This window comes from Actinoplanes sp. NPDC049265 (assembly GCF_043197135.1).
In the GTDB taxonomy this organism is placed as follows: Bacteria; Actinomycetota; Actinomycetes; order Mycobacteriales; family Micromonosporaceae; genus Actinoplanes.
Genome location: NZ_JBICSP010000007.1, coordinates 326,354 through 348,781, shown reverse-complemented (window position 1 = coordinate 348,781; position 22,428 = coordinate 326,354). Strand labels below are relative to the sequence as shown.

The 22,428-nt window shown below is 71.0% G+C and carries 14 protein-coding genes and 1 tRNA gene; 12 read left to right on the top strand and 3 right to left on the bottom strand.

From position 1 onward, the window contains the following. Window positions 1-103: 103 nt before the first annotated feature. Window positions 104-994: a GNAT family N-acetyltransferase gene (locus ACGFIO_RS20125; protein WP_392827777.1), complete on the bottom strand. Its 891-nt coding sequence runs from the start codon at window positions 992-994 to the stop codon at window positions 104-106. Between the two features lie 148 nt (window positions 995-1,142). Between ACGFIO_RS20125 and gltB the strand changes: the two genes are divergently transcribed. The 5 genes from gltB (at window position 1,143) to ACGFIO_RS20100 (ending at window position 13,707) form a co-directional block, all read left to right on the top strand. Then, on the top strand, window positions 1,143-5,723 hold the full coding sequence (gene gltB / locus ACGFIO_RS20120) for a glutamate synthase large subunit (RefSeq protein WP_392827776.1): 4,581 nt from the start codon (window positions 1,143-1,145) through the stop codon (window positions 5,721-5,723). After that, a complete protein-coding gene (locus ACGFIO_RS20115; protein ID WP_392827775.1) occupies window positions 5,716-7,194 on the top strand; it encodes a glutamate synthase subunit beta in 1,479 nt (492 codons plus the stop codon). The genes gltB and ACGFIO_RS20115 overlap by 8 nt, the downstream gene beginning before the upstream one ends. Window positions 7,195-7,242: 48 nt before the next feature. Next, window positions 7,243-11,217 (top strand): NACHT and WD repeat domain-containing protein, encoded by a 3,975-nt coding sequence (locus ACGFIO_RS20110; protein ID WP_392827774.1) that lies wholly within the window; start codon window positions 7,243-7,245, stop codon window positions 11,215-11,217. A gap of 91 nt (window positions 11,218-11,308) precedes the next feature. Then, complete coding sequence (gene pyk / locus ACGFIO_RS20105; RefSeq protein ID WP_392827773.1) at window positions 11,309-12,745, top strand: pyruvate kinase; 1,437 nt, start codon at window positions 11,309-11,311, stop codon at window positions 12,743-12,745. Window positions 12,746-12,822: 77 nt separating this feature from the next. Next, window positions 12,823-13,707: an acyl-CoA thioesterase gene (locus ACGFIO_RS20100; RefSeq protein WP_392827772.1), complete on the top strand. Its 885-nt coding sequence runs from the start codon at window positions 12,823-12,825 to the stop codon at window positions 13,705-13,707. A gap of 292 nt (window positions 13,708-13,999) precedes the next feature. Here the strand turns inward: ACGFIO_RS20100 and ACGFIO_RS20095 are convergent, their stop codons facing one another. Together ACGFIO_RS20095 and ACGFIO_RS20090 are read right to left on the bottom strand one after the other, a co-directional pair. Then, on the bottom strand, window positions 14,000-15,190 hold the full coding sequence (locus ACGFIO_RS20095) for an HdeD family acid-resistance protein (protein ID WP_392827771.1): 1,191 nt from the start codon (window positions 15,188-15,190) through the stop codon (window positions 14,000-14,002). A 56-nt stretch (window positions 15,191-15,246) separates the two neighbouring features. Then, a tRNA-Leu gene (locus tag ACGFIO_RS20090) sits at window positions 15,247-15,320 on the bottom strand. Window positions 15,321-15,458: 138 nt separating this feature from the next. Between ACGFIO_RS20090 and ACGFIO_RS20085 the strand changes: the two genes are divergently transcribed. The 7 genes from ACGFIO_RS20085 to ACGFIO_RS20055 all read left to right on the top strand — a co-directional run bounded on the left by ACGFIO_RS20085 (window position 15,459) and on the right by ACGFIO_RS20055 (window position 22,412). Continuing rightward, entirely contained in the window at window positions 15,459-16,073 is a 615-nt protein-coding gene (locus tag ACGFIO_RS20085) for an ANTAR domain-containing response regulator (protein WP_392827770.1), read from the top strand. Continuing rightward, entirely contained in the window at window positions 16,070-17,227 is a 1,158-nt protein-coding gene (locus ACGFIO_RS20080) for a hypothetical protein (protein WP_392827769.1), read from the top strand. The genes ACGFIO_RS20085 and ACGFIO_RS20080 overlap by 4 nt, the downstream gene beginning before the upstream one ends. A gap of 292 nt (window positions 17,228-17,519) precedes the next feature. Further along, window positions 17,520-18,677, top strand: a complete 1,158-nt coding sequence (locus ACGFIO_RS20075) for a branched-chain amino acid ABC transporter substrate-binding protein (protein WP_392827768.1) — start codon at window positions 17,520-17,522, stop codon at window positions 18,675-18,677. 71 nt (window positions 18,678-18,748) lie between these two features. Then, window positions 18,749-19,690: a branched-chain amino acid ABC transporter permease gene (locus tag ACGFIO_RS20070; protein ID WP_392827767.1), complete on the top strand. Its 942-nt coding sequence runs from the start codon at window positions 18,749-18,751 to the stop codon at window positions 19,688-19,690. Beyond that, window positions 19,687-20,820 carry a branched-chain amino acid ABC transporter permease gene (locus tag ACGFIO_RS20065; protein ID WP_392827766.1) on the top strand — a complete coding sequence of 378 codons (1,134 nt, stop codon included), beginning with the start codon at window positions 19,687-19,689 and terminating at the stop codon, window positions 20,818-20,820. The genes ACGFIO_RS20070 and ACGFIO_RS20065 overlap by 4 nt, the downstream gene beginning before the upstream one ends. After that, window positions 20,813-21,712 carry an ABC transporter ATP-binding protein gene (locus tag ACGFIO_RS20060; protein WP_392827765.1) on the top strand — a complete coding sequence of 300 codons (900 nt, stop codon included), beginning with the start codon at window positions 20,813-20,815 and terminating at the stop codon, window positions 21,710-21,712. Before ACGFIO_RS20065 ends, ACGFIO_RS20060 begins: the two co-directional genes overlap by 8 nt. Next, on the top strand, window positions 21,702-22,412 hold the full coding sequence (locus ACGFIO_RS20055) for an ABC transporter ATP-binding protein (RefSeq protein WP_392827764.1): 711 nt from the start codon (window positions 21,702-21,704) through the stop codon (window positions 22,410-22,412). The genes ACGFIO_RS20060 and ACGFIO_RS20055 overlap by 11 nt, the downstream gene beginning before the upstream one ends. Window positions 22,413-22,428 lie beyond the last annotated feature (16 nt).

Genomic DNA, 22,428 nt, shown 5'->3' with positions numbered 1-22,428 from the left:
GGCGCGCGGGGGGTCGGGGGCCCCCCGGGGGCGCGCCCCCCGGGGGGGGGGGGGGGGGCGCCCCCCCCCCCCGGCCCCCCCCCCCGAGCTACCACCGAAGGAACTACAGCGGGGCGGGGGCGGGCTCGGCGATGCAGGCCGTGCCGATCCGGCGGAAGCCGACCTTGGAGTAGAGGCGGGCCACGTCGTCGTCGCCGGCCGACAGGAAGACCAGGTCGGCGCCGGTCTGCAGGGCGTGCCGGGCCAGGCTGGCGGTGAGCTGGGAGGCGAAGCCGCGGCGGCGGGCGGCCGGCAGCGTCGCCACGCCGGCGACCTCGGCCACGTCGTCCACCCGCTGGGCGATGCCGCTGGCCAGGATGCCCTCGGCCGGCGACTCGACCACCGCGCCGGTGTAGCGTCCGCTGATGTAGCGCCCGCGCTGCTCCTCGACCGCGTTGTCGGACAGGGCCGGGATCGCGTCGCGTTCGCGCGGCCCGGCCGGCTGGATCGTGGCGGTCAGCGTGCCCGAGGTCACGGTGCCGGCGGGCGCCGCGCCGAAGCCGAGCTGGCCGACCGCCCGGTGGGCGCTGAGGTCGGCGGCGAACCGGGGACCGTGCGGGTCGAGCAGCCGGATCGTCGCGCCGCCGGGCAGTGGCAGGTCGGGGACCAGGGCGGCGCTCTCGAGCACCATGAGCGGGGCGAGCAGCACCTCGAGCCCGGCCGAGCGGGCCACGGCGAGCAGGTCGGGGGTGGTTTCGTGGACCCATTCGAAGCTCTCCGGCGCGTCCAGCTCTCGTTGCCGGCGGCGGACGGCAGTAATATCGGCGGCGGACGGCGTCTCCGCCCCTATCCGGGGCCGGGCGTAATAGGGCCACCCAGCGTTGCCCTGGCGCACGAACAGCACGAAAGCCCCGATGTCCTCCGCGGCCGCGGCGTCACGGGGCACGGCGTCGTAGAACCGTTCGAGCCGGACGAAGACGTCACGGTTAGGTAGCTCGGAGTCAGGTAGCGCCACCGCGCGAGACTATCCAACCACCAGGTGTCACGAGACTACCCAGATGCTGGGCCGAGTGTGATTCACGCACACCTGGCGGAGATCGTGGGTCCCTAACGTAGTATCGAGAGACTTTGCAGGGCCGACGTCGTCCCGACCTTGAATTGAAATGAGTGAGACGACTGGAGGCCCGGTGGCTCTTCCGCACCCCCAGGGGCTTTACGACCCGCAGCAGGAGCGCGACGCCTGCGGTGTGGCCTTCGTGGCCGACCTGCACGGACGCCGCTCCCATGAGGTGGTCTCCCAGGGCTTGTCGGCGTTGATCCGCCTCGACCACCGTGGCGCCCGGGGCGCCGAGTACAACACCGGCGACGGCGCCGGCATCATGATCCAGGTCCCGGACGCGCTCTATCGCGACATCGTGGACGTGGAGCTGCCGCCGGCCGGGTCGTACGCGACCGGTCTGGTGTTCCTGCCCGGCGACCCGGCCGCGCGAGCCCGGGCGATCAAGATCTTCGAGAAATACGCCCTGGTCGAGGGGGGCGACGTGCTGGCCTGGCGGGACCTCCCGGTCCGCCCGGACAATCTGGGCGCCACCGCCGAGGACGCCCGGCCGTACATCATGCAGGTCTTCCTGGGCGCGCACCGGCTGACCGACACGCCCGACGGCCGCTCCGGCGACCAGCTCAGCGGGCTCGACCTCGACCGGGTGGCGTACTGCATCCGCAAGCAGGCCGAGCGGGAGACCTCGCAGCGGGGGATCGCCGCGTACTTCCCGTCGCTGTCGTCGCGGACCATCACGTACAAGGGCATGCTGACGCCCGACCAGCTGCCGGAGTTCTTCGCCGACCTGACCGACCCGCGGGCCGAGAGCGCGATCGCGCTGGTCCACTCCCGGTTCTCGACCAACACGTTCCCGTCCTGGCCGCTGGCTCACCCCTACCGCTTCATCGCGCACAACGGCGAGATCAACACCATCCGCGGCAACCGGAACTGGATGCAGGCCCGAGAGGCGCTGCTCCGGTCGAACGTGCTGCCCGGCAACATCAAGCGGCTGTTTCCGATCGTCACCCCGGAGGCGTCCGACTCAGCCGGCTTCGACGAGGTGCTCGAGCTGCTGCACCTGGCCGGGCGCAGCCTGCCGCACGCCGTGCTGATGATGATCCCGGAGGCGTGGGAGAACGACCCGGCCATGTCGCCGGACCGCAAGGCGTTCTACCGCTTCCACGCCAGCATGATGGAGCCGTGGGACGGGCCGGCCAGCGTCGCGTTCACCGACGGCGAGATCATCGGCGCGGTGCTCGACCGCAACGGCCTGCGCCCGGGCCGCTGGTGGCACACCCGTGACGGGCTGGTCATCCTCGGTTCCGAGGCCGGCGTGCTCGACCTCGACCCGGCCGTCGTGGTGGCCAAGGGCCGCCTCCAGCCGGGCAAGATGTTCCTGGTCGACACCACGGCCGGGCGGATCGTGCACGACGACGAGATCAAGGCCGAGCTGGCCGCGGCCGAGCCCTACGACGACTGGCTGCACGCCGGCCTGATCAAGCTCGAGGACCTGCCGCCGCGCGAGCACGTGATCTACACCCACGACTCGGTCACCCGCCGCCAGCAGGTGTTCGGCTACACCGAGGAGGAGCTCAAGATCCTGGTGGCGCCGATGGCTCGGCTGGGTGCGGAGCCGCTCGGTTCGATGGGTACGGACACCCCGATCTCGCCGCTGTCCCAGCGCCCGCGGCTGCTGTTCGACTACTTCCACCAGCTGTTCGCCCAGGTCACCAACCCGCCGCTGGACGCCATCCGGGAAGAGCTGGTGACCAGCCTGAGCGCGACCATCGGGCCCGAGGGCAACCTGCTCGCCCCCGGTCCGGCGTCCTGCCGGCAGATCGTCCTGCCGTACCCGATCATCGACAACGACGAGCTGGCCAAGCTGCTGTCCATCGACGAGGACGGCGACCTGCCCGGGTTCAAGGCGGTCCGGGTGTCCGGGCTCTACCCGCTGCGCGAGGGGGCGGCCGGCATCAAGGCGCGGCTGACCCAGATCTGCCGGCACGTGTCGGAGGCGATCGAGGACGGCGTACGCATCCTCGTGCTCTCCGACCGCGACGCCAACGCCGACCTCGCGCCGATCCCGTCGCTGCTGCTCACCGCGGCCGTGCACCAGCATCTGGTCCGCGAGCAGACCCGCACCCAGGTGGCGCTGGTGGTCGAGTCCGGTGACGCCCGCGAGGTGCACCACGCGGCCGTGCTGATCGGCTACGGCGCCGCGGCGGTCAACCCCTACCTGGCCTTCGAGACGGTGGACGACCTGATCGCCACCGGGCCGCTGGCCGGGATGGATCAGAAGACCGCGGTCCGCAACTACGTGAAGGCGCTGGGCAAGGGCGTCCTCAAGATCATGTCCAAGATGGGCATCTCGACCGTCTCGTCGTACTGCGGCGCTCAGGTCTTCGAGGCCGTCGGCCTGGACAACAAGCTGCTGCAGCGCTATTTCGCCGGCACGTCGGGGCGGATCGGTGGCTCGGGGCTGGCCGAGATCCACGCCGAGGTCAAGGCGCGGCACGACAAGGCGTACCCGAAGAACCCGGCCGAGCGTACCCACCGCCGTCTCGAGGTCGGCGGCGAATATCAGTGGCGCCGCGAGGGTGAGGTCCACCTCTTCAACCCCGAGACCGTCTTCCTGCTGCAGCACGCGACCCGCAGCAAGCAGTACGACGTCTTCCGCCGATACACCGAAAAAGTGGACAGCCTGGCCGCTGAGACCGGTTCGCTGCGAGGGTTGTTCAAGTTCCGCGCCGCGAACAGGATCGACATCGACGAGGTCGAGCCGGCCTCCGAGATCGTCAAGCGGTTCGCCACCGGCGCGATGAGCTACGGCTCGATCTCCGCCGAGTCGCACGAGACCCTGGCCATCGCCATGAACCGCCTCGGCGGCAAGTCCAACACCGGCGAGGGCGGCGAGGACGTCGAGCGGCTCCACGACCCCGAGCGCCGGTCCAGCGTCAAGCAGATCGCCTCCGGCCGCTTCGGCGTGACCAGCGAATACCTGGTCAACGCCGACGACCTGCAGATCAAGATGGCGCAGGGGGCCAAGCCGGGCGAGGGCGGCCAGCTGCCCGGCAACAAGGTGTGGCCGTGGATCGCCAAGACCCGGCACGCCACCCCGGGCGTCGGCCTGATCTCGCCGCCACCGCACCACGACATCTACTCGATCGAGGACCTGGCCCAGCTCGTCCACGACCTCAAGATGGTCAACCCCGCGGCCCGGGTCCACGTGAAACTCGTGAGTGAGATCGGGGTCGGCACCGTCGCCGCCGGCGTGGCCAAGCTCAAGGCCGACGTCATCCTGATCTCCGGGCACGACGGCGGCACCGGCGCCTCACCGCTCAACTCGCTCAAGCACGCCGGTTCGCCGTGGGAGCTGGGCCTGGCCGAGGCCCAGCAGACGCTGCTGCTCAACAAGCTCCGCGACCGGGTCACCGTGCAGGTCGACGGCCAGCTCAAGACCGGTCGCGACGTGGTCATCGCCGCGTTGCTGGGCGCCGAGGAGTTCGGCTTCGCCACCGCGCCGCTGATCGTCAGCGGCTGCATCATGATGCGGGTCTGCCACCTGGACACCTGCCCGGTCGGCATCGCCACGCAAAACCCGGTGCTGCGCGAGCGGTACACCGGCAAGCCCGAATTCGTCGAGAACTTCTTCCTGTTCATCGCCGAGGAGGTCCGCGAATACCTGGCCGAGCTGGGTTTCCGGACCATCGACGAGGCGATCGGGCACGCCGAGGCGCTCGACATCGTGCCCGCCGTCAACCACTGGAAGGCGCAGGGCCTCGACCTGTCGCCGATCCTGCACGTGCCCGACCTGCCCGAGGGCGCGGCCCGGCGCGGCGTCGTCCCGCAGGACCACGGCCTGGAGAAGGCGCTCGACAACAAGCTGATCGAGCTGGCCGCGTCGGCACTGACCGAGGGCACCGAGATCCGCGCCGAGCTGGACGTCCGCAACGACCACCGCAGCGTCGGGGCGATGCTCGGCGGCGAGGTGACCAAACGGTACGGCGGCACCGGCCTGCCCGAGGACACCATCCACTTCACCCTGCGCGGCACCGGCGGCCAGTCGTTCGGCGCGTTCCTGCCGCGCGGCGTGACGCTGCGGCTGATCGGTGACACCAACGACTACGTGGCCAAGGGACTGTCCGGCGGCCGGGTGATCGTGCGGCCCGACGAGCAGGCGCCGTTCCTGGCCGAGGCCGAAGAGCACATCATCGCCGGCAACACCATCCTCTACGGCGCGACCGGCGGCGAGCTGTTCCTGCGGGGCCGGGCCGGCGAGCGGTTCGCGGTCCGCAACTCCGGAGCCGCCGCGGTCGTCGAAGGCGTCGGCGACCACGGCTGCGAGTACATGACCGGCGGCACGGTGGTGGTGCTCGGCTCGACCGGGCGCAACTTCGCGGCCGGCATGAGCGGCGGCACGGCGTTCGTCCTCGGCCTCGACCAGAACCGGGTCAACCCCGAACTGGTCGACCTGACCCCGCTCACCGACGACGAACAGCAGACCGTGCACACGCTGGTGCGCCGGCACTTCGCCGAGACCGGGTCGGCGGTGGCCGAGCGGCTGCTGGCCGACTGGCCGGCCGCGGTGCGCGAGTTCACCGCGGTGGTGCCACGCGACTACAAGCGCGTGATGGAACTGATCAGGACCGCCGAGGCTGCCGGTCACAACGTGGACGAGGCGGTCATGGGGGTCAAGAATGCCTGATCCGATGGGCTTTCTGCGGTACGAGCGGCAGCTGCCCAAGCGCCGCCCGGTGCCGGTACGCATCCAGGACTTCCGCGAGGTCTACCCGCCGGCCGGCGAGGAACTGATCCGCGACCAGGCCACCCGGTGCATGGACTGCGGCATCCCGTTCTGCCACGACGGCTGCCCGCTCGGCAATCGCATCCCGGACTGGAACGATCTCGTGCGTACCGGTGCGTGGCAGGCGGCGGCCGAGGCCCTGCACGCCACCAACAACTTCCCCGAGTTCACCGGGCGGCTCTGCCCGGCGCCCTGCGAGGAGGCCTGCGTCCTGGGCATCGGCGACGACCCGGTGACCATCAAGCAGGTCGAGGTCGAGATCGCCAACCACGCCTTCGACCTCGGGTACGTGCGGCCGCAGCCCGCCCCGGCCAAGTCGGGCAAGAAGGTGGCAGTGGTCGGCTCCGGCCCGGCCGGGCTGGCCGCCGCGCAGCAGCTGGCCCGGGCCGGGCACGCGGTCACCGTGTACGAGCGGGACGACCGGATCGGCGGCCTGCTCCGCTACGGCATCCCCGACTTCAAGATCGAAAAGGTGCACATCGACCGGCGGATGGCCCAGATGGCGGCCGAGGGCGTCGAGTTCCGCACCTCGGTCAACGTCGGTGTGGACGTGACCGCCGACGACCTCCGTGACCGCCACGACGCTGTGCTGCTGACCTGCGGTGCCCTGGCCGGCCGGGACACACCGGAGACGCCCGGGCGCGGGCTGAACGGCGTACATCTGGCCATGGAGCATCTCGTGCCGGCCAACCGGGTCGTCGCGGGCCTGCAGCAGAACACCCCGATCGACGCCGCGGGCAAGCACGTGGTGATCATCGGCGGTGGCGACACCGGCGCCGACTGCCTGGGCGTGGCCCACCGGCAGGGCGCGGCCTCGGTGACCCAGCTCGACCAGTACCCGCTGCCGCCCGAGGTCCGGGCGGGCGAGCTGCACCCGTGGCCGACCTGGCCGACCATCCTGCGCAACTATCCCGCGCACGAGGAGGGCGGCGATCGGGTCTTCGGCGTGGCCGTGCGAGAGTTCGTCGACGACGGCCAGGGCAACGTCCGGGCGATCCGGGTGGCCGACGTGGTCGTCGAGCGCGTCGACGGCAAGCGCAAGGTGACGATCACCCCGGGTTCGGAACGCGAGTTGCGCGCCGATCTGGTCCTGCTGGCGATCGGCTTCGAGGGTACGGAACAGCAGCCGCTCCTGACCCAGTTCGGTGTCACCCGCGCGCCCCGCGGCAACGTCGACGCCCGCCCCGACTGGCAGACCGATGTGGACGGTGTGTTCGTGGCCGGCGACATGCACCGGGGCGCCTCGCTGATCGTCTGGGCGATCGCCGAGGGCCGGGCCGCCGCCGCCGCGATCCATAACCACCTCGGCGCGTACGGAGAACTGCCCGCACCCGTCCATCCTGGATCGTTGCCGCTCACCGCCGTGCGATGACACCATAGGCGGCGCGTCCGAGGGGTCGCGTCGCCTGTGGGGTGGAACTTGATCGATCACACGGTTCCCGTTGCGCGTGCCCGCGAAGGGGTGCGCGCCTGGGTGCGGTCGGCCGGGGCCGGGCTGCGCCGGGCGTCTCCGTACGGCATCGTGGCCTTCCTGGCCGCGGCCGCGGTGGCCCCGGTCGCGGGCGCCGTGCTGGGCGCCTCCAATGAGATGAGCGCGGCCCTGCAGCAGCTCGGCGGGATGGGCAGCAACTATCTGGCCGACGCGCTGTCCGGCACGGCCGGGCGGCTGCGCGAGGGAGCGTCCACCGAGGAACTGCGCGACGCCCTCGCCACCGACCTGCTGACCCGGCTGGACGCGGGCGAGACCGGGCTGCGCGACGAGATCGCGTCGGTGCTGCGCGCGGTCGACGCGGTCGAGGTGGCGCTGCGGGCGGCCGATGACGGCATGCGCAGCGAACTGGTCGCCGCGTTCGGCTCGCTCGGCGACGACGTCGGCCACCTGCGGGTGCTGGCCACCGACGCGGCCGAGGCGCTGGCCCGGATCGGCGTCGAACAGCGCCAGCAGACCGAGCTGCTGCGGCAGAGCCTGGTCGCGGCCCACCAGATCATGCAGGAGGTACGCCGCCGGCCGCCCGCCGCGCCCAGGGAACTCGCACCGGGCCAGGACCCCGGCGGCCCCGCCCCGTACCCCGGGATGGCCAGCTTCGACGCGATCGACGCCCGCTACTTCCGCGGCCGCGAGACCCTGGTCGCCGACCTGCTCGGCCGGCTCAGCGAACACGCCGCCGGCGGCCCGCCGCTGGTTGTCGTCGGAGTCTCCGGCGCGGGCAAGTCCTCGCTGCTGCGGGCCGGTGTGCTGCCGTCGCTCGACCTCGACCGGCCCTGGGTGATCATGACCCCGGGCGCGGCCCCGCTGGCCGAACTGACCGGCCGCCTCTCCGCCCTGGGCTCCGCGCGCAAGCTCGTCCTGGTCGACCAGTTCGAGGAACTGTTCACCCAGTGCGCCGACCCGGCCGAACGGCTCGCCTTCGCCGCCGCCCTGGCCGGCCTCGCGCCCGATCTGCTGATCATCTCGGTCCGGGCCGACTTCTATCCACAGTGCACCGAGCTGCCGCCGCTGGCCGGCATGCTCAGCGCCGGCCAGGTCGTGGTCGGCCCGCTCGGCCCGGCGGAACTGCGCCGGGCCATCCGCGAGCCCGCCGCGATCGCCGGCTATCGGCTCGAACCCGGCCTCGAGGACCTGCTGCTGGCCGACCTGGGCGCGGTGGACCGCGGCGGGGCGCTGCCGTTGCTGGCCCACGCGCTGCGGGCCACCTGGGACCGGCGCGAGGGCGACACCATGACGGTGGCCGGATACCGCGCCACCGGCGGCATCCGGCGGGCCGTGGCCGAGTCGGCCGAGCGCATCTACCTCGGCCTGGACGACGCCGGCCGCACGGCCCTGCGCCGGGCCGTGCTCGGCCTGGTGACCATCGTCGACGACCTCCCGGTCCGGCACCGGGCGACGCGCGCCGAGGCCGACCTCGGCGTGCTCCGGCCGATGATCGAGGCGCGCCTGGTCACCGCGGGGGAGGACACCGTCGAGGTCAGCCACGAGGCGCTGCTCACCGGCTGGCCCCGGCTGGCCGGCTGGCTGGTCGAGGAACGCCAGGCCATCCTGCTGCGCCAGCGGCTCGCCCTGGCCACCGAGGACTGGCTGGCCGCCGGCGAGGACCCGGACGCGGTCTACCGTGGCGCCCGCCTCGACGCCGCGCGCGAGTGGGCGGCCGGGCGCAGCGACTTACCCGAGGCGCAGCAACGCTTCCTGGCGGCCGGACGGTCGGTGGCCCGGCGCTCGGCGGGCCGGCTCCGCGGCGTGGTGGCCGCGCTGGCCGTCCTGCTCGTCCTGGCGGTCGCCGGTGGCGTGGTCGCCCTCAACGCCCGCGACGTTGCCCGGTCCCGGCAGCTGGCGGCCGAGTCCCGGACGGCCACCTCGCTCAACGACCACGAGGCGCGGACGAAGGCGATCGACGCCTGGGACGCGGCACACACCACCGAGGCCCGTACCGCCCTGATCTCCGCCCAGCAGACCGTGACCCTGGGCCGGCTCGGCAGCGACGTGGGCGCGTACCGGGTCGCGGTCAGCCCGGACGGCAGCCGGGTCGCGGTCGGCTTCTACGACGGCCGGCTCCAGCTGTGGGACGCCCGGACGTTCCGACAGATCGGCGCCGACTTCCGTCAGCCCGGCGACGAGGTGACCCTGGTCGGGCTGGAGTTCTCGCCCGACGGCCGCTACCTCGCCTCCTCGTCGCTCTCTCTGCCGGCCGCGGTGTCGTTGTGGGACGGCGCCACCGGGCGCCCCCTGCGCACGCTGACCGCCTTCGGTGCGATCGCCTGGCTGCCCGGCGACGGCGGGCTGCTCGCGATCCGCACGGACGGCGACCACCCGGGTCAGGACCTCGGCACCTGGGACCCGGCCACCGGCCGCCAGACCGGCACCCTGCGGATGCCCCTCGTTCGCGGTGCGCTGGCCGTGGCGGTGAGTGCCGACGGCGGCCGCGTCGCGGTGACCAGCCTGGGGCGAGCCGAGCTGGTCCGCCGGTCGGACGGCCGGTCGCTGCTCGCGCTGACCGACCGGACCTACTACGACGTCGCTTTCACGGCCGACGGCAGGCTGCTCACCTTCGCGCGGGATGCCTCCCAGCTGACCTCCTACGACGCGGGCACCGGACGTCGGCTGGGAGTGCTCAGCGACCCGGACGCCCCGCTCGGCGGCGGCCAGCTCGCCGTCACCCCCGACAGCACCGTGCTGGTGCAGGCCGGCGAGCAGAACGAGATCCAGCGGCTCAAGGCCGACGGCGGCGGGCCGCGCCCCTCGTTCAGCCAGTACCGCGGCGTCGCGGCGTCGATGGCGCTCTCCGCCGACGCACACCTGCTCGCCGTGGCCGGTAGCGGGGCGACCATGCTGTTCCGGCTCGGCGTCGACCGGCTCGACCATCCGCAGCTGGTCGGCTACCTCGCGTACCAGCCCGGCGGCCGGCTCCTCGCCACCGGATCCAACGACCCCCGGATCCGGATTTGGGACACCGCCACCAGCAATGTCGCGGCCACCATCCCGCTTCCCGGCGCCACCGAGGGACCGATCGGCCTGGCCTGGGGAGCGCGCGACACGATCGCCGCCACCACGTCCGACGGCCGTGTCCTGGTTCTCGGTGCGGACGGCCGGCTGCGCCACACCTTCCGGGCCGGTACGCACCGGATCGCCGCCGACCCGGCCATCTCCCCGGACGGCACCCTGCTGGCCGTGGCGATCGACGGTGACGGCCCGGACCGCGACAAGAACGACTACTACGTCCGGGAGCGCCGCCGCGAACCCAAGGTGCTCGTCTGGGATCTTCTCACCGGCACCCGCGTGGCCGGTGTCGACGCCCCCGGCCATCTGGTGTTGCACCTGGCCTTCACCCCGGACGGCCGGCAGCTGCTCGGCACGGCCGGCTCCAGCGCGACCGCCCGGTCGGACGTCCCGAACCAGACCGGTGCCGTCTTTCAATGGCAGGTCGACGGGATGAGGCTGCTGGCGAGCCGTTCGCTGCCCTTCGCCGACGGCGCCGACGATGGTGCCGTCAGCCCCGACGGCCGCACCTACGCGGTGGCCACCGACAGCGGTCACGCCGCCCTGTTCCGCACCGACGGCCTCGTGCCGGCCGGAACCATCGGCCATCACGACTACGAGGCCGCCCAGGTCGCCTGGTCCCCGGACGGCCGGCTGCTGGCCACCTCCAGCAACGACGAGGGTGACCCGATCCGGTTGTGGGACGTCGCCACCGGCGACCCGGTCGCGGCGCCGCGGGCCCAGGGCAACACGATCCAGGACCTCCAGTTCTCGCCCGACGGCCGGACCCTCGCGTCGGCCTCCGGGGACTGGACCGTCGCGCTGTTCCACCTCGACCCCGATGACGCTGTGCGACGGCTCTGCGACGTGACCGGACCCGCAGCTCAGGCCGAAGAATGGACCTCACCGAGGCTGTGCCGGTGACAAGCCTTCGGGGGAGCTAAGCTCTTAGCCGTTTGAGCACCCCTGGGACCGGGGGTCGGCCCGCGAGCCGACCCGGAGGAGAAATAGCCTGATGGCTGTGTCACGCCGCGTAAAGATCGTCTGCACCATGGGTCCGGCCACCGCGTCCCCCGAGCGCATCCGTGGGCTCGTCGAGGCCGGCATGGACGTGGCCCGGCTGAACTTCAGCCACGGCAGCCACGATGACCACAAGCAGGTGTACGACCTCGTCCGCGAGGCCGCCGCCGAGTCCGGCCGCGCCGTCGCGGTCCTGGCCGACCTGCAGGGTCCGAAGATCCGGCTCGGCCGCTTCGCCGCCGGCCCGCACGAGTGGCGTACCGGCGACGTCGTCACCATCACCGGCGACGACATCATGGGCACCCCCGACCGGGTGTCGTGCACCTACACCAAGCTTCCGCACGAGGTGAAGGTCGGCGACCGCCTGCTGATCGACGACGGCAAGGTCGCCGTCGAGGTCACCGCCGTCGAGGGCAACGACATCACCTGCCTGGTCGTCGAGGGCGGCCCGGTCTCCAACAACAAGGGTGTCTCGCTGCCCAACGTCGCGGTCAGCGTGCCCGCCATGAGCGACAAGGACGAGGAAGACCTGCGCTTCGCGCTGCGCATGGGCGCCGATGTGATCGCGCTGTCCTTCGTCCGCTCGCCCGACGACATCAAACTGGTCCACCAGATCATGGCCGAGGAAGGCGTCACCCGCCCGGTCATCGCCAAGGTCGAGAAGCCCGAGGCGGTCGACCACCTCGAGGCGATCGTGCTGGCCTTCGACGGCGTCATGGTGGCCCGTGGCGACCTCGGCGTGGAGCTGCCGCTCGACGAGGTGCCACTGGTGCAGAAGCGGGCCGTGCAGCTCTGCCGCGAAAACGCCAAGCCGGTCATCGTGGCCACCCAGATGCTCGACTCGATGATCGAGAACAGCCGCCCGACCCGCGCCGAGGCCTCCGACGTGGCCAACGCCGTGCTCGACGGCACCGACGCCGTGATGCTCTCGGGCGAGACGTCGGTCGGCAAATACCCGGTCCTCACGGTCAGCACCATGGCCCGCATCGTGACCACCACCGAGAACGGCCCGATCGGGGTGCCGCGGCTGCAGCACGACCCGCGTACCCATGGTGGTGCCCTGACCGTCGCCGCCTCGCAGATCGCCCGCAACATCGGCGCCAAGGCCCTGGTCGCCTTCTCGCAGACCGGCGACACCGTGCGCCGCCTGTCCCGCCTGCACTGCGAGCTCCCGCTGTACGCGTTCACCCCGATCGCCGAGGTCCGCGACCAACTCGCCCTGTCCTGGGGCGTCGAGACCTTCCTGACCGACTTCGTCCAGCACACCGACGACATGTTCCGCCAGGTCGACGCCAAGATGCTGGGCCTCGGCCTGGCCAAGCCGGGCGACTACGTGGTCGTCGTGGCCGGCTCCCCGCCGAACGCCCCGGGCTCCACCAACACGCTCCGGGTGCACCAGCTCGGCTCCCTGGCCGACCCCGCTACGGTGTGATCATGCCTCCTCGGTGAAGATCGTTCACGACGGGGCCAGGTGCTCACCCAGCGCTCAAGCGAAACTCGGGGTTCGTCGTGGACAATCTTCAAGGTCAAGCCGCCGTCGATCAGCTTCTCCAGTTGCTCGACCTGAAGCAGATCGACGCGGCCACGTTCTCCGGGGAGAGCCCGCAGACCGGCGCCCAGCGCGTCTTCGGTGGCCAGGTCGCCGGTCAGGCCCTGGTCGCCGCGGGCCGCACGGTGCCATCCGACCGTCTCGTGCACAGCCTGCACGGCTATTTCGTGCGCCCCGGCGACCCGACGGTCCCGATCGAGTTCCACGTCGAGACCATCCGCGACGGCCGCAGCTTCTCGGTCCGCCGTTCCACGGCCCAGCAGCACGGCCGCACGATCTTCTTCATGTCGGCGTCGTTCCAGGTTCACGAGGAGGGCCTGGACCACCCGTCCACCCCGCCCGCGGGCATCCCCGCCCCCGCCGACGTGGCCACCATGCACGATTGGGTGCAGCGCTACCCCGAACGCGAGGCCGCCTTCAACGCCGCCCCCCAGGCCATCGACCTGCGCTACGTCGGCGTCCCCGGCTGGGTCCCGCCGGGCGACCGCGAGCCCAACGCGGAGCAGCGCGTCTGGATGCGTATCAACGGCACGCTCCCCGACGACCCGCTGATCCACGCGTGCGCCCTGACCTACGCCTCCGACCTCTCCCTGCTCGACGCGGTCCTATCGACCCACGGCGAGGTCTGGGGCCCCGGCGGCGTGATCGGCGCCAGCCTCGACCACGCCCTGTGGTTCCACCGCCCGTTCCGCGCCGACGAGTGGTTCCTCTACGACTGCACCAGCCCTTCCGCGAGCGGTGCCCGCGGCCTGGCCAGTGGCCGCATGTTCACCGAGTCCGGCACCCACATAGCCACCGCCGTCCAGGAGGGCCTCCTTCGCCGCATCGGCGCCAAGTCCCCCTGAGCCGCCCTCCCCCTACCACTGGCTCTCGTGGTGGTAGCTCAGTGCGGCGTCGGTGCCGCAGGCACCGCCCGTTCCGACCACTCGGCTTGGCAGTGGTAGCCCAGTGCGCCTTCGGCGGGGCGAATGCCGCCCAGGGCTACCACTTCTGGGCGGGAGGGGCCGCGCTTGGGGTGAGGGACGCGGGGCCGGCCTGGCCGCTCAGCTCAGCCGACTGTCGCGCGCGAGGGGCGGCAGCTTGAGTGAGCGAGACGTAGGTGGGCCGGGGGAGTGCTGGGAGACACGGGTGCCGGGGTCAGGCGGCGGGGTGGGGCTTGCCGGTCGACTCGGCGGGGGAGTCGACGCCCTCGGGGGTGTCGGGGACTTCGGGGAGGTCCTCGTGTTCGTACTGATGGCCGACGGCGGCGCCGGTGACTCCGGCCAGGGCCAGCATCGCGTCGAGGTCGGCGGTTGTCCGCAGGACCTCCTGGTGGAACTCATCCCCCGAGCCGGTGGTGGCGGCGGCCGTGGCCCCCACCGCGTCCGGGCCGGTGGCGGCGTTCCAGGTGGTGGCGGCGGCCGGCACATGCGACGCCGGGGAGTGGGAGGCTGCGGACGGGGAGGCCGGCGAGGCCTCGGGGGAGGGGACGATCATGGGCCCGGCCTCGGGCATGTCGCCGCTCGCGGCCACGTAGCCCGCGGCCGCCATGCCCCCCGCCGCGGTGATGCCCGCCTCGGCCGTCGCGGCCGGCCCGCCCCCCGCGCCGCCTAGCCCGTGCTCACTGGGCCCGTGCGGCCACATCGCGTCGGGCGGGGCCGCCGGAAGCAGCGGCGAGGCCGCCCGGGACGCGGCCCGGTGCCGGGCGGTGGCCGACGCCCGCGGCGGGGCGGCGTCGAAGTCGACCATTCCGGCCGTGTAGCCGGTCAGGCCTTCGGCCCGTTCCGGGGGCAGGTCGAGGACGGTGGCGCGGGCCGCGCGTACCTCGCGGAGGCGAAGCCCGGTGACCAGGTCGGCGACTCCCCGCAGCAGCCCGAGCCCGCCGACCACCGAGACGACGAGGTCGGCGGTCCGGGTCAGCGGGGCGGCCGACACGAAGCCGAGCAGCGCCTCCAGCACGCCGACGACCATGATCAGGCCCCAAACCTTGTCGGTTTCGCGGGTCATCATGGCGACGGCCACGTCGACGGCCCCGCGCACCATGAGGTACCAGCCGACGAGCGCCGCCGGTGCTGTGTACGAGGAGGTCTGTGCGGTGAGCAGCAGCACACCGGTGACCGTGAAGAGCAGGCTCATGGCGGCGTTCATCCACCAGGTGCGGGCGCCGGCGCAGGCCCGCAGCGTCTCGGTGAGTGCCCCGAACAGCACGACCAGCCCGGCCGCGGTGACGATGTCGGCCGGTTCGAGCCGTAGCACGCTCCACCCGATGGCCAGCCACGCGATTCCCGCCAGCATCAGGCTGCCCCACATGGCGTGCCGCACGGCGGAGAGGGGTCCGGTAGCGAACATGAACCCATGACATCAGGAACAAGCGCCTCAAGCGGACATTTCAGAGAAAGCGAAAGTGTCCCCGGTGGGATTCGAACCCACACTGGATGGTGTTTGAGACCATTTCCTCTGCCGGTTGGGATACGGGGACGCAGAGATACAGCACGACGTACTAGCCCGTACGGCGAAGCCGTCACGAGCCTGACACACACTACCCACTACGCTGATGGGGGTGACACCCAGATACCCGGGTGTCGCGGGACCGAGCACGTTTGAGGGGTAGGGGTACGTGGCCGACACGGAGGCGAGCGCTGAGCGCAGGCGGGTTCTCATCGCCGAGGATGAGGCGCTGATCCGGCTGGACCTGGCCGAGATGCTCGTCGAGGAGGGCTACGACGTCGTCGGTGAGGCGGGCGACGGCGAGACCGCGGTGCGCCTGGCCGAGGATCTCGCCCCCGACCTGGTCATCCTCGACATCAAGATGCCGATCATGGACGGGCTGGCGGCGGCCGAGCGGATCGCCGGTGCCAAGATCGCGCCGGTGGTCATTCTGACCGCGTTCTCCCAGCGTGATCTGGTCGAGCGGGCGCGTGCCGCCGGCGCGATGGCGTACCTGGTCAAGCCGTTCCAGAAGTCCGACCTGGTGCCGGCGATCGAGATCGCGCTCTCCCGCTGGTCGGAGATCTCCGCCCTGGAGTCCGAGGTGGCCGGCCTGACCGACCGCCTGGAGACCCGCAAGTCGGTCGAGCGGGCCAAGGGCGAGCTGATGACCAAATATCAGATGACCGAGCCGCAGGCGTTCAAGTGGATCCAGCGGACCGCGATGGACCACCGGATGACCATGCGTGAGGTGGCCGAGCGGATCCTGGCCGAGCAGCAGGCCGAGGCGGAACCGCCGCAGTGAGGCCGGCGGCCGCCTGGATGCTGGCCGCGGTGGTGCTGACCGCCGCGGTCGCCGGTGGCTGCGACGACGAGGATCCGCCGGCGCCGGTCGCGCCGGTCGCGATCGCCTGGCGGCCGGCCACGCTGTCTGCGCCCGACGCGATCATGCTGCGGGAGTCGGCCACCTGCGGCGGCGCGTTCTTCGTGGTGGGCGCGCTCCGGGACAAGACGGGGGGTACGCGGCCGGCCGGCTGGACCAGCCGCGACGGCGCCATGTGGTCCCCGATGACGTTCGCGCCCGTGACGTATTACGGCGAACGCAATGTCATGTATTCCGTGGCCTGCGCGAACGGCCGGATTGTCGCGCTCGGGGCCAAGTCCGGGGGCGCTCACGGCAACCCGCGGACGAGTTCGTGGCAGCAGGGCACCGACGGCGTGCTGCATGAGGTCAAGGCACCGTTCGAGCTGTTCGGCGGCCCGCAGGCGATGACCGTGAGCCGGCTGGCGGCCGGGCCGAGCGGTTTCCTGATCACCGGGAACCGGATGTCGGGGACGGCGGCCTGGGTGTCGCCCGACGGCGCCGGGTTCGACATTGTCGAGCGGGCTCCGGGGCTGGCCTCGGATCAGGTGGGTGAGACGTTCGGTTTCGACGCGGCGGCGGCGCCACCGGGCTGGGTGATGGTCGGCGGAGTGATCCCGAAGGGCCGGATCGACCGGGATCCGCTGGGCTGGCGGTCGGACGACGGCCGCACGTGGACCCGGGTGCCGAGTGTCGGTGCCACCAAGGACTACGACGAGTTGCAGCGCGTGACCGTGCTGGACGGCGTACCCGTCGCCGTGGGTGTCCGGGGTAAGACTTTCGGCGCGTGGCGGCTGGACGGCGACGCCTGGCGCCCGGCCGGCGCTTTCGGAACGGTCCGGCCGGGCGGTGGGACGTCGGTGCGGTCGCTGGTCGCGTCGCACGGGCGGCTGCTCGCGGTCACCGTGACGCCGGAGGGGTACGCGGGCTGGGTCTCCAGCGACCGCGGCGGGACGTGGCGGCCGGCGTCGTTGCCGGGGGTGCCGGCCGGCGCCGACCACGCCGTGGCCTTGACCGCGGCCGGTGACGGCGGCCTGCTGCTGGTCACCGACGACGGCCGCGAGGGCCGGATCTACACGGCCGAAACGCCCGCCTAGCGACTCGCCCCGGGGCTGGTCACAGAGAGCAACCGTCGCGGATGTCCGAATTTACCTGATCGACTCGCTCGGGTAACGGGGCAGGTACCCCAAATGATGGCCACTCGGCCAATCCGGGGAGGGTCGTTCGCGCAGCACTCTGTAACGGTTTGGCAAGCGTGCTCGCCAGGGCTTACTTCGGCAATTCCTACGCCAGTAGGCTGCGCCATCACGAGCAGTGCGCAGGAAAGCGGTTCTGGGTCGAGGAGACGCGGAACCACCGCCACCTGCATCAGATGAAAGGTCATAAGCCTTGAGGCGTAATTTTGTACGGGCCCTTGGTGCCGTGGGGCTCGCCGCCGCGATGCTCGCGGCGGCCGGATGTCAGGATTCGGGCGGTGGCGGCGGTGAGACCTCCGCCGCTGACTGTGGTGGCAAGATCGCGATCTTCGGCGCCTTCACCGGCCCGGACTCGGGCCTGGTCATCCCGTCGCTCAACGGGGCGAAGCTCGCGGTGAAGCAGTTCAACACCGCGAACCCCAACTGCAAGATCACCATGCAGGAGTTCGACACCCAGGGTGCCCCCGAGCAGGCGACCCCGATCGCCAACCAGGTCGCCCAGGACCAGTCCTTCGTGGCGGTCATCGGTGGTCACTTCTCCGGTGAGTCCAAGGCCACGATGCCGATCTACGAGGCCGCCGGCCTGGTCATGGTCAGCCCGTCGGCCACCGCCACGGAGCTCACCGCGGCCGGCAACAAGTCGTTCCACCGCGTGGTGGGCAACGACGGCACGCAGTCCGCGGCCGCCGTGCAATACATCAAGACCGTCAGCAAGGGTCAGAAGGTCTTCCTGATCGACGACGGCTCGACCTACGGCGTCGGCATCATCGACGGCGTCAAGAAGGGCCTCGGCCCGCTGGCCGTCGCTTCGGACAAGGCGCAGAAGGACCAGACCAACTTCGACGCCACGATCTCGAAGATCAAGGCCGCGCAGGCGGACACGATCGCATGGGGCGGTTACACCAACGAGGCGGCTCCGTTCCTGAAGCAGGCCCGTGCGGCCGGCATCACGGCGAAGTTCATCGGCTTCGACGGTCTCTACGACCCGAACTTCCCGAAGGGCGCCGGCGACGCCGCCAACGACGCCATCGTCACCTGCCCCTGCCTCCCGGCGGACAAGGCCGGCGGCACGTTCGCGAAGGACTTCCAGACCGAGTACGGCCAGGCTCCGGGTTCGTACGGTGCTGAGGGCTTCGACGGCGCGACCGTTCTGCTGGACGGCTTCAAGGCCGGCAAGAAGACCCGTGCCGACCTGCTGGCCTGGGTCGACTCGTACGACAAGCAGGGCGTTTCGAAGTACATCAAGTTCGACCAGAACGGTGACGTGGACAAGTCCAAGGTCGCCATCTGGTCCTACAAGATCACCGGCGGCAAGATCGAGCCCGAGCAGGAGATCAAGCTCACCAGCTGATCCACAGGTACGGAAATGCGGCCGGGGGTGTCCTTCACCCTCGGCCGCATCTGGTGCAATAGGGAGTTTCCGTGAATTTCGACGAACTCTTCGGGCACCTGGGTCAGCACACGGTGGACGGCTTGGCGAAGGGCTCCATCTATGCCCTCGTCGCGCTCGGCTACACGCTGGTCTACGGCGTTCTGAAGCTGATCAACTTCGCCCACTCCGAGGTCTTCATGGTCGGCACCTTCGCCGTCCTGGGCACCTGGACCCTGCTGGGCGCGACCAACAACCCCGGGATCGGCATGATGCTGGTCTTCCTGGCGGCCGGTCTGGTCGCCGGGGCCCTGGCCTCGGGCGCGACCGCCGTGGCGGTCGAACGCATCGCGTACAAGCGGCTGCGCACGATGAACGCACCACCCCTCGCGTTCCTCATCACCGCGATCGGCCTGTCCCTGGTCCTCTCCGAGGCCTTCGGTGTCTGGCAGGGCCGGCTGGTCAAGGGAATGCCGACGATCGTCCCGCAGAAGGTCGTCTTCAGCGTCGGCAGCACCGGTGTCACGAACACCCAGCTGCTGACGATCGTGGCCGCGATTCTGATGATGGTCGGCCTTGACGTGTTCATCAACCGCACCCGGTACGGCCGTGGTGTGCGCGCGGTGGCACAGAACCCGGACACCGCGGCGCTGATGGGCGTCAACAAGGACCGGGTGATCATGCTGATCTTCCTGCTCGGTGGTCTTCTGGCGGGGGCCGCCGCGCTGCTCTACTCCGTCCGGTACGGCAACACGCGGTTCAACGTCGGCTTCATCCTGGGCCTGAAGGCGTTCACCGCGGCGGTTCTCGGTGGCATCGGCAACCTGCGCGGTGCGCTGCTCGGCGGTCTGGTGCTGGGCGTCATCGAGGTGTACGCCGCCACGCTGACCGCGTCCAACTGGGAGGACGTGTTCGCGTTCATCGTCCTCGTCGTGGTTCTGCTGTTCCGCCCGACCGGTCTGCTGGGCGAGTCGCTGGGGAGGGCCCGGGCATGACAGACGCGACAACGGCGAAGGCCAAGCGGGTCAGCATCGGCGACCGCTGGCGGGCGCTGCCCAAGTGGCAGCGGTGGATCGGCTACCTGGCCGGCATCGTTTTCCTCTATTACCTTCCGCTGCTCGGCATCCCCGGCCTGACCTGGCTCCGCACCGACTACATCGCCAACGGCAACAACTGGGCCGGTGTGCTCTTCACCTGTGCGATCTACGTACTGATCGCCCTGGGCCTGAACGTGGTCATCGGCCTGGCCGGCCTGCTCGACCTCGGGTATGTCGGCTTCTACGCCGTCGGCGCGTACAGTGTCGCGCTGTTCGGTTCCCGGCAGTCGCCGGTCGTCAAGGCCATCCAGGAACGTTTCGACCTTCCGGCCGAGTGGGCGATGGCCTGGGCTGTCTGCATCATCATCGCGCTGGTGCTGGCGATGACGTCGGGTGTGATCCTGGGCTGGCCGACGCTGCGGCTGCGCGGTGACTACCTGGCCATCGTGACGCTCGGCTTCGGCGAGATCATTCGCATCGTGGTGCGCAACTCGACCGCGTGGTCGGGTGGCCCGCCCGGTGTGGCGGGCATCCCCGGTCCACAGGGCGCGCCGTCGGCCGAGAACGACATCTTCGGTCTGATCGACGCGAAACCGTGGTATTGGCTGGCGCTGAGCGTGGTGCTGCTGATCGTGTTCCTGGTCCGCCGGCTGGAGAACAGCCGGGTCGGCCGGGCGTGGCTGGCGGTCCGTGAGGACGAGGACGCGGCCGCGGTGATGGGCGTGTACCCGTTCAAGTTCAAGCTGTGGGCGTTCGCGATCGGTGCGGCCCTCGGTGGCCTGTCCGGCCTGCTGTTCGCCAGCCGGGTCGGGTTCATCGAGCCCAACCAGTTCAACGCGCAGCTGTCCATCCTGTTCGTCGCCATGGTTGTGGTCGGCGGTGCGGGCAACATGGGCGGTGTCGCGGTGGGCGCTTTCCTGCTGGCTTACCTGCCGGAGCGGTTCCGGGACTTCGCCGAGTGGCGGTTCCTGGTCTTCGGCCTGGCTCTGGTGCTGGTCATGCTCCTGCGCCCGCAGGGTCTGATCCCGAGTCGCCGGCGAGCCCGTGAGCTCAAGGATCGACAGGAGGAGGTGCCCGCCGGTGTCTGACAACGACATTCGTACCGTGCTGCTCGACGTCGACCACGTGACGCTGAAGTTCGGCGGTGTCGTGGCCCTCAACGACGTCAGCTTCAGCATCCACCGCGGCGAGATCCTGGGTCTGATCGGCCCCAACGGTGCCGGCAAGACGACCTGCTTCAACGTCATGACCGGCGTCTACAAGCCGACCTCGGGCAAGGTGACGTTCGACGATCAGCGGATCACCGGCCGCCGCCCGCACGAGATCAACCGGATCGGCGTGGCTCGCACGTTCCAGAACATCCGGCTCTTCCCGGAGATGACGGCGCTCGAGAACGTCATGGTCGGTACCGACTCCCGGCACAAGACGAGCGTGGTCGGCGCGCTCTTCCGGCTCTACCGGGTGCGGGTCAAGCCCGAGGAGCTGCCCCGGGTCGACTCGGACAACGGCTTCATCCGGTTCACCCAGCAGGTGCGCCGGTGGGGTGCGAAGACGTTCGGGCTGTCCCGGCACACCCTGGAGGAGCGGGCCGGCGAGCGGAAGTCGATGGAGCTGTTGCGCTTCGTCGGCATCGCCCACCGGGCCAACGAGGAGGCGCGCAACCTGCCGTACGGCGACCAGCGCCGCCTCGAGATCGCGCGGGCCCTGGCCACCGAGCCGAAACTCCTCTGCCTGGACGAGCCGGCGGCCGGCTTCAACCCGGCCGAGAAGGAGGATCTGCTCCAGCTCATCCGCAAGATCCGCGACATGGGATACACGGTGCTGCTGATCGAGCACGACATGCGGCTGGTCATGGGTGTGACCGACCGGATCGTGGTGCTGGAGTTCGGCAAGAAGATCGCGGAGGGCACCCCGGCCGAGGTCCGGGACAACCCCAAGGTCATCGCCGCTTACCTGGGGGAGACCGCAGATGCTTCTTGAGCTCGACGAGATCGTCGTCAAGTACGGCCGCATCGAGGCCCTGCACGGCATGACCATCCGGGTCGAGGAGGGCGAGGTCGTCGCTCTGATCGGCGCCAACGGTGCCGGGAAGACGACCACGATGCGGGCCATCTCCGGCCTGAACCCGTTGTCGTCCGGCAAGATCCGGTTCGACGGCAAGGACATCAGCAACATGCGGGCCGACCTGCGGGTGCCGCTGGGCATCTGCCAGTCGCCCGAGGGCCGGGGCATCTTCCCGGGCATGACGGTCCTGGAGAACCTGGACATGGGCGCCTTCACCCGGCGGGACACCGCCGAGGTGGCCAAGGACCTGGACCGTGTGCTGACCCTCTTCCCGCGGCTGGCCGAGCGGCGCAAGCAGCACGGCGGCACCCTGTCCGGCGGCGAGCAGCAGATGCTCGCGGTCGGCCGGGCGCTGATGAGCCGGCCGCGGCTGCTCCTGCTGGACGAGCCGTCGATGGGCCTGGCCCCGATGATCATCCAGCAGATCTTCGACATCATCACGGAGATCAACCAGCAGGGCACCACGGTGCTGCTGGTGGAGCAGAACGCCCAGCAGGCGCTGTCCCGGGCGCACCGGGCGTACGTGCTGGAGACCGGCCGGATCGTCAAGGAGGGCACCGGCCAGGAACTGCTGCACGACGCCTCGATCAAGGAGGCGTACCTGGGCGTCGCCTGACGTCTGACGTACAACG

Bases quoted from the DNA above. Each gene is read 5' to 3' on its own strand.
- ACGFIO_RS20055 (WP_392827764.1), top strand. From the start codon at position 21,702: ATGCTTCTTGAGCTCGACGAGATCGTCGTCAAGTACGGCCGCATCGAG.
- ACGFIO_RS20095 (WP_392827771.1), bottom strand. From the start codon at position 15,190: ATGTTCGCTACCGGACCCCTCTCCGCCGTGCGGCACGCCATGTGGGGC.
- ACGFIO_RS20115 (WP_392827775.1), top strand. From the start codon at position 5,716: ATGCCTGATCCGATGGGCTTTCTGCGGTACGAGCGGCAGCTGCCCAAG.
- pyk (WP_392827773.1), top strand. From the start codon at position 11,309: ATGGCTGTGTCACGCCGCGTAAAGATCGTCTGCACCATGGGTCCGGCC.
- ACGFIO_RS20065 (WP_392827766.1), top strand. From the start codon at position 19,687: ATGACAGACGCGACAACGGCGAAGGCCAAGCGGGTCAGCATCGGCGAC.
- gltB (WP_392827776.1), top strand. From the start codon at position 1,143: ATGAGTGAGACGACTGGAGGCCCGGTGGCTCTTCCGCACCCCCAGGGG.